We start from the raw sequence: 17,452 nt of genomic DNA on the forward strand, positions 1-17,452 counted from the left end.
GAATTCACTTGGACGTAGGGTTCCAGACACCAGCTGATCAATTCAGATACATGAGGGGGGATGACTTTCAGTCAGGTGATCATTTCGGTCAGTTCGAGCGAGCTGACTTGCACACGGCGCTCACCAGTGGTTCCCTCATCAGGTCGCTGAGACGCACATCACAACGACGACAGTCAGCCACCGCCCGTCACCCACAAGGTCGACGAGGAAACAACCAAGGAGCAATACATGCCCGGAGTCGGCATATGGCGCACCAAATCCGTCGAGCAATCGATCGCGGACACCGACGAGCCTGAGACAAAGCTCAAGAAGGAATTGACCGCGAAGGACCTCACGGTATTCGGAGTCGCCGTCGTCATCGGCGCAGGCATCTTCACGCTGACCGCTCGAACCGCAGGCAATGTCGCAGGACCCTCCATTTCACTGGCATTCGTTCTCGCTGCCATTGCCTGTGGCCTTGCCGCACTGTGTTACGCGGAGTTCGCCTCCACTGTTCCGGTCGCCGGCAGCGCATACACGTTCTCCTACGCGACGTTCGGTGAGTTCGCGGCCTGGATCATCGGCTGGGACCTCATCCTCGAGTTCGCACTCGCCTCCGCTGTCGTCGGCAAGGGTTGGTCGCTCTATCTCGGCAACGTCATCGGTGCCAGCGGCAGTACCACCGCGCACATCGGATCGATCAGCTTCGACTGGGGCGCACTGCTCATCATCGGAGCGATCACGCTGATCCTCGCGATCGGCACCAAGGTTTCCTCGCGAGTCTCCGCAGTCATCACCGCAATCAAGATCGCGGTAGTACTGCTCGTCATCGTCGTCGGCGCGTTCTACATCAAAAAGGAGAACTACTCCCCCTTCATCCCGCCGTCCGAGGGGGCCGAGAGCTCTGCCAGCGGAATCCACCAGACATTGTTCTCCTGGCTGACCGGCGCCGGTGGAAGCAGCTACGGCGCATACGGATTGCTCGCCGCCGCCAGCCTCGTGTTCTTCGCATTCATCGGATTCGACGTGGTTGCGACCACGGCCGAGGAAACCAAGAACCCGCAGAAGTCGTTGCCGCGCGGAATCTTCGGCTCGCTCGCCATCGTCACCGTGCTCTACGTTGCCGTCACACTCGTCCTCACCGGCATGGTCAAGTACACCGAACTCAAGGACGGCAGCCCGCTGGTCGGCGATTCCAGCGCCACCCTTGCCACCGCATTCGAGGCAAACGGAATCGGTTGGGCACAGACGGCCATCAACTTCGGTGGCCTGGCCGGCCTGACAACAGTCGTCATGGTCATGATGCTCGGCCAGACCCGCGTCCTGTTCGCCATGTCCCGTGACGGCCTCATGCCGCGCAGCCTGGCCAAGACCAACGCCAAGGGCATCCCACTGCGCATCACGCTGATCGTCGGCGGCATCGTCGCCGTCCTGGCAGCCTTCTTCCCCATGGGCACGCTCGAAGAAATGGTCAACATCGGCACGCTCTTCGCGTTCGTCCTGGTCTGCGTCGGCGTTATCGTCCTACGCCGCACCCGCCCCGACCTGCCGCGCGGATTCCGCGTCCCACTGGTTCCGTTCGTTCCGATCGTCGCCGTGCTCGCCTGCGGTTGGCTGATGCTCAACCTCTCGGTCGAGACCTGGATCCGCTTCCTCGTCTGGATGGCCATCGGTGTGCTCGTGTACTTCGCGTACGGACACCGCAAGTCGGTCCTCGGTCGCAAGCTCAAGGACGGGACGGCCATCCCGTCTGCGAATGCCGATCCGGTACTCGTCAAGGACTGACCCTTCACAAACGAACCGCCGCCTTCCGATTTCGGAAGGCGGCGGTTCGTTTTGGTTGTGCGAATTTCAGATGAGCGGATTGGCACCGTTCAGGAAGATCCAAGTGCAGACGCCGGCAGCGATGCCGAGAATCAAGACCACGAGCGACCCGACAAACGGGCGGGTGGCCCAGCCCCGACGACCATCCAGTGCGATTCGGCCAGGACCCGTCAAGATGATGACGCCGGCGCAGATTCCCAGCAGCATCTCGTATTCGGTACCGGCCGGGGCGAAGTACTCGAGACCCGGGGCGCTCGCCTGACGCAGCGCCCACGCGTTGATCATCACGGCCAGAACCGACGCTGCCGCAACGGGAGTCAGCAACCCGAGGATCAGGAGCGCGCCACCCGCGACCTCACCGACGGCGCCGAGTATCGCCATCCACTTCGCCTGCTGGAACCCGGCATCCGCCAGCATCGCCTCGAACCCGCCCAGACCCGGCCCGTTCCAGATACCGGTCAACTTCTGCAGACCGTGCACCGACGCAGTTCCACCGACGGCCAACCGCAAGGCAAGCAAGCCGAGGTCGAGAGTGCCTCGACTCCGCGGAGCCTCCGTTGTACCTGCCACCGCTTCGGCGGTGGGGACAGCGGCGATCGGAGCGTCGTACGCCGTCTCACGCTCGAGAGCCACCGTCGGTTGATCCGCGCCCGGTGCGCGATACGTCGGTATCTGTTCGGTGAGGGAGTTGGCGTTCGTGGAACCGAAGTCAAGATCGTCGTCGGTACGCGGCAACGGGTTTTTGGCGCTCACCGTCGGAAATTGTTCGGTGGGCGAATCATACGGACTGGACACATTGCCCGTCGGCTTGTCCGCATCCGACAACTCGCTGGGATCTTTTCGCTCGTCAGTCACGTAGGTGAGCCTATGACCGATTCACGAACTCGACGGGGAACCTTGGTCCGGCGTGGCGGCATCGGCCGTGGGTTACGTAACGTCTTGGGCATGACTACGGGTAGGCATGCAGCGCTGGGCGCACTGGCTCTGGTGCTCGGGACATCGTTGCTCGCAGGTTGCGCCGACTTCGACGAATCGACTGCCTCGCCGTTCACACCCGAGCCGACCAACCAGGCCAGCGCCGAAGTGCAGCCGGAGAATCCGCCGCCCTCGACCACGCCGCCGGCGCCGCGTACCGGCCCTCTCGGCCCCTGTCAGGACGCCGACACTGCCGTGATCGCAACCTGTCTCGACACCACGGGTGGGCTCGTCACACTCCCGGACGGGAACTCGGGGTTGGTCGCCGAACGTCGGACCGGCCGAATCATGCAGGTGGCGCCCAACACGACGCCCGTCGAGGTCGCCAAGATCGACGTTGACGGCAGCGGCGACGGCGGACTGCTCGACATCGCCCTCTCCCCCACATTTGTCGAAGACAATCTGATTTATGCCTACGTCACCACCGGTACCGACAACCGGGTGGTCCGCATCGCGCCGGGCGACACCGCAAAGGAAGTCCTCGGTGGAATTCCACGCGGCGCGAGTGGCAACGGCGGGTCACTGGAGTTCGCGGCCCCGGACCAGCTCATGGTCCTGACGGGCGATACCGGAAACCCTGCGGTTGCTCAGGATCCCGGCTCGTTGGCGGGGAAACTGTTGCGAGTCCGATCGTTGACGCCCAACGCAGCGCCGCCTCGCCCGGAAGTTGTTCTGTCCGGAATCGGGAACGGCGGCGGCGTGTGTGTGGATCCGGGTATCGCGACGTGGGTGACCGACCGAACCACTCTCGAGGATCGCCTCCAACGTGTCGGCTCCGACGGAACGGTGACGTCCCCCGCTTGGACGTGGCCTGACCGACCCGGCGTCGGAGGGTGCATTGCGGCGCAGGGAGTGGTAGCTGTCGCGTTGGGGGTCGGCAAAGCGATCTCGGCGTTGGCTGCCGATCCGGGAACAGGAGCAGTTACGACCGCGCCGTCGGCAGTGGCGAAGGACACGTACGGCCAACTGGGCGGTTTGGCACTCGGATCCGACGGTTTGATGTGGGCGAGCACGATCAACAAGACTGCGGGCGAGCCGGGGCCGAACGACGACAAGGTGGTCAAGATCCCCATGCCCAGCGGCAGTGGTGGGATCGACTGAGCCGCCATGTCTGTTCGGTCACGGATCCCGTGACCGAACATGCACAGATGCGTACTCTTTTGTTAGCGGGGCTAAACACCCCGTAGTTGCCAGGACCGATTGGCCAAACACGACAAAGGAGTCGGAATGAAGGCAATCCAGTACACGAGAATCGGCGCAGAACCCGAACTCACGGAGATTCCCACACCCGAGCCCGGTCCAGGTGAAGTGCTCCTGGAAGTCACCGCTGCCGGCGTCTGCCACTCGGACGACTTCATCATGAGCCTGCCCGAAGAGCAGTACACCTACGGCCTTCCGCTTACTCTCGGTCACGAAGGCGCCGGCCGAGTCGCGGCCGTCGGCGAGGGTGTCGAGGGACTCGACATCGGAACCAACGTCGTCGTCTACGGGCCTTGGGGCTGCGGCAACTGTTGGCACTGCTCGCAGGGACTGGAGAACTACTGTTCTCGCGCAAAAGAACTCGGCATCAATCCTCCCGGACTCGGCGCCCCCGGCGCGTTGGCCGAGTTCATGATCGTCGACTCACCTCGCCATCTCGTCCCGATCGGCGACCTCGACCCGATCAAGACAGTGCCACTGACCGACGCCGGCCTGACGCCCTATCACGCGATAAAGCGTTCTCTGCCGAAACTTCGCGGAGGCTCGTACGCGGTTGTCATCGGCACCGGTGGTCTCGGCCACGTCGCCATTCAGCTCCTCCGCCACCTCTCGGCAGCCACGGTCATCGCACTCGACGTGAGCGCGGACAAGCTTGAACTGGCAACCAAGGTCGGCGCTCACGAAGTGGTGCTCTCCGACAAGGATGCGGCCGAGAACGTCCGCAAGATCACCGGAAGTCAGGGCGCCGCACTGGTTCTCGACTTCGTCGGCTACCAGCCCACCATCGACACCGCGATGGCTGTCGCCGGCGTCGGATCCGACGTCACCATCGTCGGGATCGGCGACGGTCAGGCGCATGCCAAGGTCGGGTTCTTCCAAAGTCCTTACGAGGCTTCGGTGACCGTTCCTTACTGGGGTGCCCGCAACGAATTGATCGAATTGATCGACCTCGCCCACGCCGGCATCTTCGACATAGCGGTGGAGACCTTCAGCCTCGACAACGGAGCCGAAGCGTATCGACGACTGGCCGCCGGAACGCTCAGCGGCCGCGCGGTTGTGGTCCCCGGTCTGTAGATCGACAGTATCCAGATCGACAGTATCCAGATCGACAGCGGTAAAACACTGATGCCCGGCCGAATTCGATTCGGCCGGGCATCAGTGTTCACTACCGAGGACTAGCTGCACGCCTCGATGACAAGTTCCTTCACACGAGCCGCGTCTGCCTGCCCACGAGTGGCCTTCATGACGTCGCCGACGATCTTTCCGGCGGCCTGCACCTTGCCACTGCGGATCTTGTCCGCGATGTCGGGATTGGCTGCGAGCGCTTCGTCGACGGCTGCCTTGAGCTTGGTTTCGTCACGTTCGACGACCAACTCCGGGTGCGCCGCGACAACCTGCTCCGGATCACCCTCACCGTCGAGGACGTGATCGACGACCTGGCGAGCGACCTTGTTGTTGAGCTTGCCGCTGTCGATGAGAGCGACGACCTGCGCAACCTGCGCCGGGGTGATCGGCAGAGCACCGAGTTCGACGCCACGGGTGTTGGCCTGCTGTGACAGGTAGGACAGCCACCACGACCGCGCTGCCTCGGGCGACGCACCGGCCTCGGTGGTCGCGATCACCAGATCGATGGCACCGGCATTGACGAGGTCGCGCATGACCTCGTCGGAGATTCCCCAGTCGTTCTGGATCCGCGCGCGGCGAATCCAGGGAAGCTCCGGCAAGGTGCCGCGCAGTTCTTCCACCCACTCGGCGCTCGGGGCAACAGGCTCGAGATCCGGCTCCGGGAAGTAGCGGTAGTCCTCGGCCGTTTCCTTACGGCGTCCAGCGGCGGTGGTGCCGTCGGCTTCCTGGAAGTGACGGGTCTCCTGGATGACCTCACCACCGGCGTCGAGAACTGCTGCCTGACGGCGCATTTCGTAGCGAACCGCGACCTCGACACTTTTGAGGGAGTTGACGTTCTTGGTCTCGGTACGCGTTCCGAGTTCCTCGGCGCCGATCGGCATCAGCGAAATGTTGGCGTCGCAACGCATCGATCCCTGATCCATCCGCACGTCGGAGACGTCGAGGGACTTCAGCAGATCACGAAGCGCCGTCACGTAGGCACGGGCAACCTCGGGAGCGCGCTCGCCGGCACCGTGGATGGTCTTGGTGACGATCTCGACCAGCGGCACACCGGCACGGTTGTAGTCGAGTAGTGAGTGGCTTGCGCCGTGGATACGGCCGGTAGCACCGCCGACATGGAGGGACTTTCCGGTGTCCTCTTCCATGTGCGCGCGCTCGATGTCGACACGCCACGTCGTGCCGTCGTCGAGGATCACGTCGAGGTAGCCCTCGGTCGCGATCGGCTCGTCGTACTGGGAGATCTGGTAGTTCTTCGGCTGATCCGGGTAGAAGTAGTTCTTACGCGCGAATCGACCCCACGGTGTGATGGAGCAGTTGAGCGCAAGGCCGATCCGGATCGCGGATTCGACAGCAGCTGCGTTCACCACCGGCAACGAACCGGGCATGCCCAGACAGACCGGGCACACCTGGGTATTGGGTTCGGCACCGAACTCGGTGGGGCACGGGCAGAACATCTTGGTCGCGGTGCCGAGTTCTACGTGCACCTCCATACCCATCACAGGCTCGTACTTGGTCAGTACTTCGTCGTAATCGAGGATGTCGGGCGCATCGACAGCAGTCATGGTGATCAGTTTATGCGTCTGCGGCTCAGCCGAAGAATGCGGCTGCCTCCTCGTAGCGCTCCTTGGGCACCGTCTTGAGTTTGCGGGTCGCCTCGGCGAGCGGAACGAGGTCGATGGACGTTCCGTGCAAAGCGACCATCTGACCGAAATCTCCGCGGTGAGCTGCGTCGGTGGCATGCACGCCGAAGCGGGTGGCGAGGATGCGGTCGTGCGGCGTCGGGGTGCCGCCGCGTTGAATGTGTCCGAGGACGGTGGTGCGAACTTCCTTGCCGATCCGACGCTCGATCTCGTTACCGAGCTGCTGCGCGACTCCGGTGAAGATCTTGTGGCCGAACTCGTCGATGCCACCCTCGCGCAGAGTCATCGACGCGGGATCTGGCATCGCGCCTTCGGCGACGACGCAGATGAAGTGGGAGTCGCCGCGCTGGAAGCGCTTCTTGACCATCGCGCACACCTCGTCGACGTCGAACGGTTGTTCTGGAACCAGCGTCAGGTGTGCCCCCGACGCCAGTCCGGCTTGCAGCGCGATCCAGCCCGCGTGCCGGCCCATGACCTCGACGAGCATGACCCGCTGGTGTGATTCGGCCGTGGTGTGGAGTCTGTCGATGGCGTCGGTGGCGACGGCCAAGGCGGTGTCGAAACCGAAAGTCACGTCGGTGCAGTCGATGTCGTTGTCGATCGTCTTGGGCACGCCGATCACGGGCACGCCACTCTCGGAAAGCCAACTGGCCGCAGTGAGCGTGCCTTCGCCGCCGATCGGGATCAGGACGTCGATCCCGTTGTCGTCGAGGGTCTGCTTGATCTGATCGAGACCCGCGCGCAGTTTGTCGGGGTTCACACGAGCGGTGCCGAGGATCGTGCCGCCGCGAGTGAGGATGCGGTTGATGCGATCGTCCGCGTCGAGAGGGACCTTGCGGTCCTCGAGAAGTCCCCGCCAGCCGTCCCGGAATCCGACCACGGTACTGCCGTAACGACCGGCCGACGTACGTACGACGGCGCGGATGACCGCGTTCAAGCCCGGGCAGTCGCCGCCGCCCGTGAGGATTCCGATTCGCATAGTGCAGCACCTCTCGTGACCGGATTGTGGATCTTGGTGTCCATCTTCCCCCAGTCACCGTATTGCCGCAGGATAGCGGCGTTGCCGAGCCGCAACGCCGCGCCGTACGGGATCACTAACCCGGCGTGACGAGCCCGCTTTCGTACGCCAACACGACTGCCTGGGCGCGATCACGCAGATCGAGCTTCGACAGCACCTTCCCGACATGGGTCTTGACGGTCTGCTCGGCGACGAACAGCCGCTCGGCGATCTCGACGTTGGACAATCCGCGGGCGATCAGTTCGAGGACCTCGCGCTCACGCGGGGTCAGGGCGTCGAGCGCTGCGGGCCGTGCGCGCGGGGCCGCCCGCCGGCTGGTCACATCGGCAATCAGCCGACGCGTCACCGTCGGCGCCAGCAAGGCCTGCCCTTCGGCGACTACGCGTACCGCCCGAATCAGTTCCTCGGCCGGTGCATCCTTGAGCATGAACCCACTCGCCCCGACGCTCAGTGCCTCGTAGACGTAGTCGTCGATGTCGAATGTGGTGAGCATGAGGACTCGCACCGGCGGTTCCCATCCGGCAGACAGAATCTGGCGGGCAGCGTCGAGTCCGTTCATCTCGGGCATGCGAACATCCATCAACACCACATCCGGACGCAATCGCGCGACCTCGGCGACGGCGATCTTGCCGTCCGGCGCATCGCCGATCACGCTGATGTCGGGCTGGGCGGAGAGTAGGGCTCCGAACCCTTGTCGAACCATCGCCTGGTCGTCTGCGATGAATACTGTGATGGGCACTCGGACAGCCTAGGCGGGCATCGACGGCAACTCGGCCCGGACCTCGAACCCTCCGTCCTCGCGCCGGTTTGCCAACAGCATGCCGCCCACGGCCGAAGCCCGCTCACGCATTCCGCGTATTCCATTGCCACCAGTGGTTTCCGATGCCGAGTACTGATTGCCACCCAGTGGCGAAGGTCCGTTGTTCACGAGCGCGCTCACCGATTGCGGACCGAAGGCCACGGCGACCTCGATAGGTCCGCCTGGCGAATGCCTGGCCGCGTTGGTGATCGACTCCTGAATGATCCGGTAGAGCGCAAGACCCGTGGATTCCGAGACCGACGCTCGATCGCCGTCGACTCGCCACGACACCGGCAAACCGGCACGGGTACTGCCGAGCAACAGTTCGTCCAACTGGTCGACGCCCGGTTGTGGAGCCGTCACCACGGTGTCCCCGTCGCTGCGCAGGACTCCGAGGAGGCCGCGGATCTCGTTGAGCGCTGCTCGCCCTGTCTCACTTATCGATTCGAATTCGGTCCGGATCTCCGGAGTGACGGCATCGAGTCGGTACGGCGCACTCTGCGCTTGCACGACCACCATCGACATGTGGTGGGCCACGATGTCGTGCAAGTCGCGGGCGATCCGCGCCTTCTCCTCGAGGATCGTTCGCCGAGTGCGTTCGAGTTCACTGACTTCCTCCTGCTTGGCCAACTGGCGGCGCGAGAGAACCAACCAGCGGATCAACAGGCAGAAGACCACCAGGGCACTCAGCCCGACAGCCCAACCCGCTCCGTCGCTTCCCGGGGCGTTGCCGAGGAAGAGCAGCACCGTGGCGATCCAGGCGACACCGACAACCTGAATGGGCGCTCGCAGACTCACCGCGGCGAGCAAACACATCAGCACGATGATGTGGACGACCTGCCACGGATAGTCGTAACCGGGCGTGTTGTCGAACACCAACGGGATGATCAGCGCCGACACCGCCGACACCGCCCACCCCAACGGTGCGTTGATCCGGATCAGGACAAACGGAAAGGCGGCCAACGCGGCGACGAACGGCATGATCGGCGGCGAAACATGATGCGTCAGTTGCAGTGTCGGCCACGCGATCGCGTAGAGGATCAAGGTGACCGCGACTATGACGAAGTTCCAGAACTGACCGTGGGCCACGAAACGGGTTGCGCGGCGCACTTTCTCCGAATGCACTACCGCCCCGTCGAGGCCGGACAGCATCGACCCGGCAGTGGCGAATGTCGGTGCGGGCGCATCCGGTGCGCCCCTGTTCTTCCTTCGGACCTTGATCACCCGTCAAGCCTATGAAGGCGAACCCCGAAAGTCCTCATACTGCAGAGTGAGATCCCCCTACCTCCGAGGTATCACAGGGGAGGGAATTCTCACCCGAATCGGCCTCGGAGAACCCCTCCACAGAGCGATGACCGCCAGGATTGTCCGTTCATAGCGTGAACGGCATGCGGATCACACGAGTGAAAGACCTCTCTCGAAGCGGCGGCACCTGGGCTGCCCTGGCCTTGGCGGCAACGGCGGCAGTCATCGTCACTGCCGGATCGAGCGGCGCCGAGCCGCCGCGCACCGAGAACTCGAACGCATCCAGTGCGATCGCCACCGTGACTACCGCGGATGCCTCTGACGCTGTGACCACCATCCCGGCGGACTTTGCGGCATTCGCGGGCTACACCCCCACCGTCGTCGATGGATACCTCGCCAATCCCCACGGCGACTGCTCGTCGCCGGTCCCACTTCCCGACGAATTCGACTCGGCCTGCAAAGCGCACGATCTCGGCTACGACCTGCTCCGCTACGCGCATTCGCACGGAACTGAACTGGGGCCGTGGGCACGTCAGGTCCTCGACGGTCAGCTCGACGAGCGAATGCATGCCGCGTGTGAAGACCGCACGTCCTTTCTCTCACGAGGGTATTGCTTCGCGATGGCCGATGTAGCCGTCACAGCGGTGAACGGAAATTCTTGGCGCCAAAGCTATCTGACACCGGTCGCTGAATCAGGCTTCGGTTACGGCGCGGCCGGAGTCTTCGCCGTCTCCGCACTCGGCTTCACCCTCGTGCGGTCGCGGCGTCTCGATCCGTCGAACGGGTTCTCCTCCTCTCCGAAAGCGGTTGCAGCATGAGTGTTCTGAATGCGTCACGGACCCCTGCCCTCGCCCGAGTCGGGGCGCTCGCACTCCCCCGAGTGTCGACGAGCGTCGCCGTGGCAGCGATGTCCGCCATCTCACTTGCTCCCGGACTGCTGCCGAGATCAGCCGTGCTCCAGGGTGTGTTCAGCGGTCTGCTCGTCGCGGCCGGACTACTGGCGATGTGGGCGTTCTCCGCGGTTGCGCGTCGGCTCGTCTCCGATCGCGTGAAGGCCCGATTCGACGAACATCATTGGCGCATCAGCGCGTTGGGGTTGTCGACGGCCGCCGCCGCGATTGCTGTCTTCGCCGCCGCCGGTTGGCAGAACTCGTTGCGAGCGGCGATGGGCGCACCGTCTGCCGGACTTCTCCACTGGGCGGAGGCGGGTTGCATTGCAGCACTGACCGCGCTTGGTCTCTGGGGCATCGGGGTCGGAATTTCGAAGGCGCTGCGGTGGATGGGTTTCGCGCGGAGTGTGGGTGCACTGGTCATGGGTGTTCTCGGAGTGCAGTTGGTCGTCGGCCCCGTCGTGTGGAACGGCCTCGCCGATTCGTTCGACAAGTCCAACGCGTACATCGACACCGCTCTGACACAGCCACTTTCGGCGTCCGGCTCAGGCAGCCCCGAATCTCTCATCTCGTGGACGTCGATGGGGGCGGAGGGACGCAAATTCGTCGCAGCAGGCGAAGACTCGGTGCGCGTCTACGCCGGTTTGGATTCCGCACCCGACGCCGCATCGCGTGCCGCTCTCGCCGTGAGTGAACTCGATCGCGTCGGTGGCTTTGCCCGCGACAGCGTCGTGGTGGCCGTTCCGACCGGCTCGGGGTGGATCGACACGCACGCAGTCGACGGTATCGAGCAACGGTTCGGCGGCGACGTCGCTATAGTCGGCCAGCAATACTCCGACGCACCCAGCTGGGCGACGTTCCTGTTCAGCCGGGACGAGGCCGAAGATTCAGCCACCGCTCTGTTCACTGCGGTCGGTACACACATCGCCTCGATGCCGACCGAAGAGCGACCGGACCTGTTCCTCTACGGACAGAGCCTGGGCGCCGTCGGGGGCAGTGCTGCGTTGATGGAGAAAAGCCCCACCACCGCGTGCGACGTGTTGTGGGCCGGTCCCCCGGCGGGCGCGACGCGGACGGAGGGCGCAACCGTTCTCGCGAACACGTCCGACCCGGTGGTGTGGTGGTCCCCCGCCCTCGCGACGCAGAAGCCGGACCTGAGCCGCGCCGTCCAGGATGCCCCGATCCCGCAGTGGATTCCAGGCGTCACGTTCTTGCAGACGACCGCAGACATGCTCGGTTCGCTCGGTGTCCCCGCCGGCCACGGTCATCGCTACGGAACCGATCAGGGGACGGCCCTGAGAACTTGCTCCTGAAACTGCTGTGCGCCTTTATTAACCGCGGGGGGTTAATAAAGGCGCACAGCAAACAGGTCAGACTGCAGTCGCGATCGGGCCGCGTGCAGCTTCGTAGGCGGCACCGACACGGTAAAGGCGCTCGTCAGCCATGGCGGGCGCCATGATCTGCAGGCCCACCGGCAGGTTGTCGTCCGCGGACAGACCCGAGGGCACCGACATCGCGCAGTGTCCGGCCAGGTTGGTCGGCAGCGTGCACAGGTCGGAGAGGTACATGGCCAGCGGATCGCCGACCTTCTCGCCCAACTTCCAGGGGGTGAACGGGCTGGTCGGCGAGACCAGTACGTCTACCTTCTCGTAGGCCTTGTCGAAATCGCGCGCGATGAGCGTACGGACCTTGAGCGCCGAGCCGTAGTAGGCGTCGTAGTAGCCCGAGGACAGTGCGTAGGTACCGATCATGATGCGACGCTTGACCTCCGGGCCGAAACCGGCGGCACGAGTTGCGGCCATGACCTGGTCGGCACTCATGTTGCCTTCGTCGACACGCAGTCCGTAGCGCATGGCGTCGAAGCGAGCCAGGTTGGACGACACCTCACTCGGCAGCACCAGGTAGTACGACGCGAGCGCGTGCTCGAAGCTCGGGCACGAGACCTCGACAACCTCGGCGCCGAGCGCCTTGAGCTGCTCGACTGCGGCGTCGAAGGAAGCGATGACGCCGGGCTGGTAGCTGTCGGAGTGCAGTTCCTTGACAACACCGACCTTCACGCCGCGCAGGTCGCCGTTTGCACCTTCACGTGCTGCGGCAACCACCGGACGCACGGGGGCGTCGATGGACGTGGAGTCACGCGGATCGTGTCCGGCGATGACCTCGTGCAGCAGAGCCGTGTCGAGCACGGTGCGACCGCAGGGGCCACCCTGATCGAGCGAGGACGCGCACGCGACGAGTCCGAAGCGTGAGACGGTTCCGTAGGTCGGCTTGGTTCCGACCGTCGCGGTGACCGCAGCCGGCTGACGGATCGAACCGCCGGTGTCGGTACCGATCGCCAGTGGAGCCTGACGGGATGCGAGTGCTGCCGCGCTGCCACCACCGGATCCGCCGGGGATGCGGGTGACGTCCCACGGGTTGCGCGTCGGACCGTAGGCGGAGTTCTCCGTCGAGGAGCCCATCGCAAATTCGTCGAGGTTCGTCTTGCCGAGAATCGGGATGCCGGCAGCGCGCAGCTTGGACGTCAGGGTCGCGTCGTACGGCGCAACCCAGCCTTCGAGAATCTTCGACGCACAGGTGGTCGGCATGTCCGTCGTGGTGAAGATGTCCTTCAACGCGATCGGAACACCGGCGAGTGCCGAAGCGGGTTCGTTTCCGCCTGCGAGCGAGTTGTCCACTGCTGCGGCAGCTTCGAGAGCCTGCTCGCCGGCGACGTGCAGGAATGCGTGGTACTCGGTGTCGACGGCAGCGATGCGGTCGAGATGCGCCTGCGTGACCTCTACCGAGGACACCTCACGCGAGTGGATCTTGCCGGCCAGCTCAGCGGCGTCCAGCGTGGTCAGATCGGTCATTCGCCCTCTCCAAGGATCTGCGGAACCGCAAAGCGATCCTGTTCGACTGCGGGTGCTCCGGACAATGCCTGCTCGGGGGTCAACCCGGGCACGATCACGTCGGGGCGCGTCACGTTGGTGACGGCATTGGGGTTCGCCATGGGCGGGACGTCGTCGGCCGCAACCTCGGTGACCACCTTGACGTGGTTGAGAATCGAATCCAACTGACCGGCGAACTCGTCGAGTTCGGCATCGGACAGGGCGAGTCTGGACAGCCGCGCGAGGTGCGCGACCTCGTCACGGGAGATGGCAGGCACCGCGGGGCCCCTTTCGGAAGAGGACGTGAACATTGCCGGTCCAGCCTAGTTCCTCACCGACACAGACCTGTAAGCACGCCTGCTGTGTCGACCGGTATGCACGCCCACTGTGTCCACCGCCACGTCGAATCCACCTCGTGTTTCGCTCGTGTGACAAGCATGTGCACCCGGTGTGACCCCGCCGCGGCGCCCACCAACGGGTGCTGAGCAAGTGCAAAGATGGGTGTGGCCCGGGTCGACGTGATCCGGGCGAGAACCGATCAGCGAAAGGCACGCACGTGTCGTACCTGCTTCGCGTCCAACTGCCCGACCGACCCGGTAGCCTCGGCGCTCTCGCCGTGGCACTCGGTTCCGTCGGCGCAGACATCCTCTCTCTCGACGTCGTGGAACGGGGCGACGGATTTGCCATCGACGACCTCGTGGTCGACGTCGAACCCGGCGCACTGCCCGACACTTTGATCACCGCTGCGGAGCATCTGCCCGACGTGCTGGTCGATTCGATCCGCCCCTACGCCGGGATTCTCGACACTCACCGCGAACTCGAGCTGATCGACTCCGTCGCCACCGCTAGAAACGATCGACTACAGGTTCTCGTCGACGGCGCGCCGCGTGTCCTCCGTGTCGGCTGGTGCGTCATCGCGGACATCGGCAAGCACGGGGCTTACCGTGTCGTCGGTAGCGCAGGCGCTCCGGAAACTCATGCGACCGATATTCCGTGGATGCCGCTGGACAAGCCCACCGCCCTCGACGGCGAGGCGGATTGGGTTCCGGACGTATGGCGCGACATGAACACCAGCCTCGCTGCCGCACCTCTCGGTTCCGGCAATCGAGTCCTCATGCTCGGCCGCCCCGGTGGACCCGAATTCCGCCCCTCGGAGATAGCCCGCCTCGGCTACCTTGCAGGAATCGTAGCGACGGTGCTGGGTTAACCAGGCTGGATAGTCAGGCCAGACCGCGAACCATGACGGTCAGTTCCATGCCGCGAATGGGCTCCCACGCGCGCTCGGGATCGGGGACGAAACCGTTTCGGTCGTAGATACGACGCGCATCGACCATCTCGGGCTGCGTCGAAATGACCACCGAGTGATCGCCGCGATCGTAAGCGTCGGCGATCACTGCGCGAACCAATGCGGTTCCGGCGCCCGATCCTCGAGCTTGCGGAGAGACCGCGAGCATGCGGAATTCGAGTTCACCCTTCTGCGCAACGTCGGCGAAGGGCGTACCGGGCTCTGCGATCGTCAACGAACCCACGACCTGATCGCCGAGGACGGCAACCAGCACCCGCCCCTGCTCCACCCGAGTTGCGGTGTCGCGCAGGCGCTCCGCGTACGGGGATCCGTCGGCGACAAATCCGCCGCCCACGTACGACTGCACAGTCAGCTCACCGACGGTCTCGAACTCAGCCGGCAGAACTTCACGAATCTCGATCATGGCGTCACTATGGCACCCCACACGTCAATCTCAGAAATCGGACAAAGTCACTCTGCTGCGTCCAATTCGGTGGGAGCGACTGCATCCGGGCCATCTTCGAGCAACCGCCGGAAGCCGTCCTCGTCGAGCACCGGCACACCCAATTCGACGGCCTTGTCGTGCTTGGAACCGGGCGCTTCACCAACGACGACGAAGGCGGTCTTCTTCGAGACCGAACCTGCCGCCTTGCCCCCGCGCACCAGAATCGCTTCCTTCGCCTGATCTCGCGAGTACGTCTCGAGCGAACCGGTGACGACGATCGAGAGACCCTCGAGATTGCGCGGAATCGAATCGTCTCGTTCGTCCTCCATGCGTACTCCGGCCGACGCCCACTTGTCGACGATCTGCTGGTGCCAGTCGACGGCGAACCACTCCACGACCGCCGCCGCGATCGTGGATCCGACGCCGTCCACTGCAGCCAACTCGTCGACCGACGCTTCCCGAATGCGTTGCAACGAACCGAATTCGCCGGCCAACGCCCTGGCGGCAGTAGGGCCGACGTGCCGAATCGACAGTGCCACAAGCACTCTCCAGAGCGGCTTGTCCTTGGCCGAATCGAGATTGGCCAGCAAGCGTTTTCCGTTGGCGGACAGTGCTCCCGCATTGGTACGGAAGATCGGAACGTCGATCAGTTTCTCGGCGTCGAGGGAGAAGAGATCACCCTCGTCGCCGATGACCTTCGCTTCCAGCAGACCGGTCGCGGCCTCGTATCCGAGCACCTCAATGTCGAATGCCCCGCGACCGGCAACGTGGAACACGCGCTCGCGCAACTGCGCCGGGCAGTACTGCTGATTGGGGCATCGCACGTCGACGTCGCCCTCTTTTGCCGGTGCCAACAACGTGCCGCACTCGGGGCAGCGCGTCGGCATGACGAACTCGCGCTCGGTACCGTCGCGCACGTCTGCCACGGGCCCGAGGACCTCGGGGATAACGTCTCCGGCCTTACGCAACACCACGGTGTCGCCGATCAGCACACCCTTGCGCTTGACCTCGGATCCGTTGTGCAGCGTGGCCAAGGACACAGTGGAACCCGCCACCGTGACGGGTTCCATGTGCGCGAACGGCGTCACGCGTCCGGTGCGCCCGACGCTGACCCGGATGTCGAGGAGCTTGGTCGTCACCTCTTCCGGCGGGTACTTGTACGCGATCGCCCACCGCGGTGCGCGAGACGTGGTGCCCAGACGTCGATGCAACGACATCTCGTCAACCTTGACCACCAGGCCGTCGATCTCGTGCTCGACGTCGTGGCGATGTTCTCCCCAGTACTTCATCTTTTCGACCACGGCGTCGGCGCCGACCACCCGCGAGGTGTGCGTGGACACCGGCAGACCCCAGGCGGCGAGGGCCACGTAGGCGTCGTACTGCGAAGCCGGATCGAAACCTTCCATGCGCCCGAACCCGTGGCAGATCATGCCGAGACGACGACGCGCGGTGACGGCCGGATTCTTCTGACGTAGGGAGCCCGCCGCGGAGTTGCGCGGATTGGCGAACGGCGCTTTGCCCTCCTCCACCAGCGAGGCATTGAGTGCCGCGAAGTCCTCGAGGCGGAAGAACACCTCACCGCGCACCTCGAGCAGGCTCGGAATCGGGTACTCGTCCGTGGCGGTGAGCCGCTCCGGGATGTCGTTGATCGTCAGGGCGTTGAGTGTGACCAGCTCGCCGGTGCGACCGTCGCCGCGGGTAGCGGCGCGCACGAGTTTGCCGTTCTCGTAGACGAGGTTGAGCGCGACGCCGTCGATCTTCACTTCGCACAGATAGTGCAGTTCGGGCCCGGTTTCCTGCTCCACCTTGGCGATCCATCCACGGAGCTCGGACTCGTCGAAGACGTTGTCGAGGCTGAGCATCCGCTCGAGGTGATCGACGGAGGTGAAGTCCGTCGCGAATCCGCCGCCGACCAGTTGCGTCGGAGAGTCGGGAGTCCGCAGATCCGGATACTGCTCTTCGAGAGCATTGAGCTGCCCGAGCAATGTGTCGAATGCACCGTCCGAAATGACGGGCGCATCACGAACGTAGTAGCGGAACTGATGCTGGCGTACCTCTTCGGCCAGCTCCGTCCACTGCTCGCGCGCCTCGTTGGGCGCTGGCTGCATTGCATCCGCGGTTTCAGTCACAGCTAGAAGATTATCGGGTCACACCGACACA

General features: G+C 64.4%; 15 protein-coding genes. 6 read left to right on the forward strand and 9 right to left on the reverse strand.

Translation table 11 applies throughout. From position 1 onward, the window contains the following. The first annotated feature begins 228 nt into the window (after positions 1-228). Positions 229-1,764 carry an amino acid permease gene (locus tag ACFQ6H_RS22410; RefSeq protein WP_378533850.1) on the forward strand — a complete coding sequence of 512 codons (1,536 nt, stop codon included), beginning with the start codon at positions 229-231 and terminating at the stop codon, positions 1,762-1,764. Positions 1,765-1,830: 66 nt separating this feature from the next. On the opposite strand, the gene ACFQ6H_RS22415 is transcribed toward ACFQ6H_RS22410, so the two are convergent. Continuing rightward, positions 1,831-2,658: a DoxX family protein gene (locus tag ACFQ6H_RS22415; protein ID WP_378533852.1), complete on the reverse strand. Its 828-nt coding sequence runs from the start codon at positions 2,656-2,658 to the stop codon at positions 1,831-1,833. Positions 2,659-2,748: 90 nt separating this feature from the next. Here ACFQ6H_RS22415 and ACFQ6H_RS22420 point away from each other — a divergent pair, with 90 nt between their 5' ends. Both ACFQ6H_RS22420 and ACFQ6H_RS22425 read left to right on the forward strand, forming a co-directional pair. Continuing rightward, positions 2,749-3,879 carry a PQQ-dependent sugar dehydrogenase gene (locus ACFQ6H_RS22420; RefSeq protein ID WP_378534549.1) on the forward strand — a complete coding sequence of 377 codons (1,131 nt, stop codon included), beginning with the start codon at positions 2,749-2,751 and terminating at the stop codon, positions 3,877-3,879. Positions 3,880-4,005: 126 nt separating this feature from the next. Next, complete coding sequence (locus ACFQ6H_RS22425; RefSeq protein ID WP_378648682.1) at positions 4,006-5,052, forward strand: NAD(P)-dependent alcohol dehydrogenase; 1,047 nt, start codon at positions 4,006-4,008, stop codon at positions 5,050-5,052. 101 nt (positions 5,053-5,153) lie between these two features. Here the strand turns inward: ACFQ6H_RS22425 and gatB are convergent, their stop codons facing one another. The 4 genes from gatB to ACFQ6H_RS22445 all read right to left on the reverse strand — a co-directional run bounded on the left by gatB (position 5,154) and on the right by ACFQ6H_RS22445 (position 9,784). After that, positions 5,154-6,665: an Asp-tRNA(Asn)/Glu-tRNA(Gln) amidotransferase subunit GatB gene (gene gatB, locus ACFQ6H_RS22430; protein ID WP_378648684.1), complete on the reverse strand. Its 1,512-nt coding sequence runs from the start codon at positions 6,663-6,665 to the stop codon at positions 5,154-5,156. 25 nt (positions 6,666-6,690) lie between these two features. Beyond that, on the reverse strand, positions 6,691-7,722 hold the full coding sequence (locus tag ACFQ6H_RS22435; RefSeq protein WP_283303701.1) for an ATP-dependent 6-phosphofructokinase: 1,032 nt from the start codon (positions 7,720-7,722) through the stop codon (positions 6,691-6,693). Between the two features lie 115 nt (positions 7,723-7,837). After that, positions 7,838-8,500 (reverse strand): response regulator transcription factor, encoded by a 663-nt coding sequence (locus tag ACFQ6H_RS22440; protein ID WP_007729374.1) that lies wholly within the window; start codon positions 8,498-8,500, stop codon positions 7,838-7,840. Positions 8,501-8,509: 9 nt separating this feature from the next. Continuing rightward, a complete protein-coding gene (locus tag ACFQ6H_RS22445) occupies positions 8,510-9,784 on the reverse strand; it encodes a sensor histidine kinase (protein WP_378648686.1) in 1,275 nt (424 codons plus the stop codon). A 164-nt stretch (positions 9,785-9,948) separates the two neighbouring features. Here ACFQ6H_RS22445 and ACFQ6H_RS22450 point away from each other — a divergent pair, with 164 nt between their 5' ends. Both ACFQ6H_RS22450 and ACFQ6H_RS22455 read left to right on the forward strand, forming a co-directional pair. Beyond that, positions 9,949-10,623: a hypothetical protein gene (locus ACFQ6H_RS22450; protein WP_378648688.1), complete on the forward strand. Its 675-nt coding sequence runs from the start codon at positions 9,949-9,951 to the stop codon at positions 10,621-10,623. Beyond that, positions 10,620-12,008 (forward strand): alpha/beta-hydrolase family protein, encoded by a 1,389-nt coding sequence (locus ACFQ6H_RS22455; protein ID WP_378648690.1) that lies wholly within the window; start codon positions 10,620-10,622, stop codon positions 12,006-12,008. The genes ACFQ6H_RS22450 and ACFQ6H_RS22455 overlap by 4 nt, the downstream gene beginning before the upstream one ends. A gap of 57 nt (positions 12,009-12,065) precedes the next feature. Here the strand turns inward: ACFQ6H_RS22455 and gatA are convergent, their stop codons facing one another. Further along, positions 12,066-13,544 (reverse strand): Asp-tRNA(Asn)/Glu-tRNA(Gln) amidotransferase subunit GatA, encoded by a 1,479-nt coding sequence (gene gatA / locus ACFQ6H_RS22460; protein WP_283303696.1) that lies wholly within the window; start codon positions 13,542-13,544, stop codon positions 12,066-12,068. Then, positions 13,541-13,840 (reverse strand): Asp-tRNA(Asn)/Glu-tRNA(Gln) amidotransferase subunit GatC, encoded by a 300-nt coding sequence (gatC, locus tag ACFQ6H_RS22465; RefSeq protein WP_003944747.1) that lies wholly within the window; start codon positions 13,838-13,840, stop codon positions 13,541-13,543. The genes gatA and gatC overlap by 4 nt, the downstream gene beginning before the upstream one ends. Before the next feature lie 278 nt (positions 13,841-14,118). Here gatC and ACFQ6H_RS22470 point away from each other — a divergent pair, with 278 nt between their 5' ends. Further along, positions 14,119-14,769 (forward strand): amino acid-binding protein, encoded by a 651-nt coding sequence (locus ACFQ6H_RS22470; protein WP_378533863.1) that lies wholly within the window; start codon positions 14,119-14,121, stop codon positions 14,767-14,769. Between the two features lie 13 nt (positions 14,770-14,782). On the opposite strand, the gene ACFQ6H_RS22475 is transcribed toward ACFQ6H_RS22470, so the two are convergent. Both ACFQ6H_RS22475 and ligA read right to left on the reverse strand, forming a co-directional pair. Continuing rightward, positions 14,783-15,271, reverse strand: a complete 489-nt coding sequence (locus ACFQ6H_RS22475) for a GNAT family N-acetyltransferase (protein ID WP_230812805.1) — start codon at positions 15,269-15,271, stop codon at positions 14,783-14,785. Positions 15,272-15,318: 47 nt separating this feature from the next. Continuing rightward, a complete protein-coding gene (gene ligA / locus ACFQ6H_RS22480; protein WP_378648716.1) occupies positions 15,319-17,400 on the reverse strand; it encodes an NAD-dependent DNA ligase LigA in 2,082 nt (693 codons plus the stop codon). Positions 17,401-17,452 lie beyond the last annotated feature (52 nt).

This window comes from Rhodococcus sp. NPDC056506, assembly GCF_042794945.1.
GTDB lineage: Bacteria > Actinomycetota > Actinomycetes > Mycobacteriales > Mycobacteriaceae > Rhodococcus_F.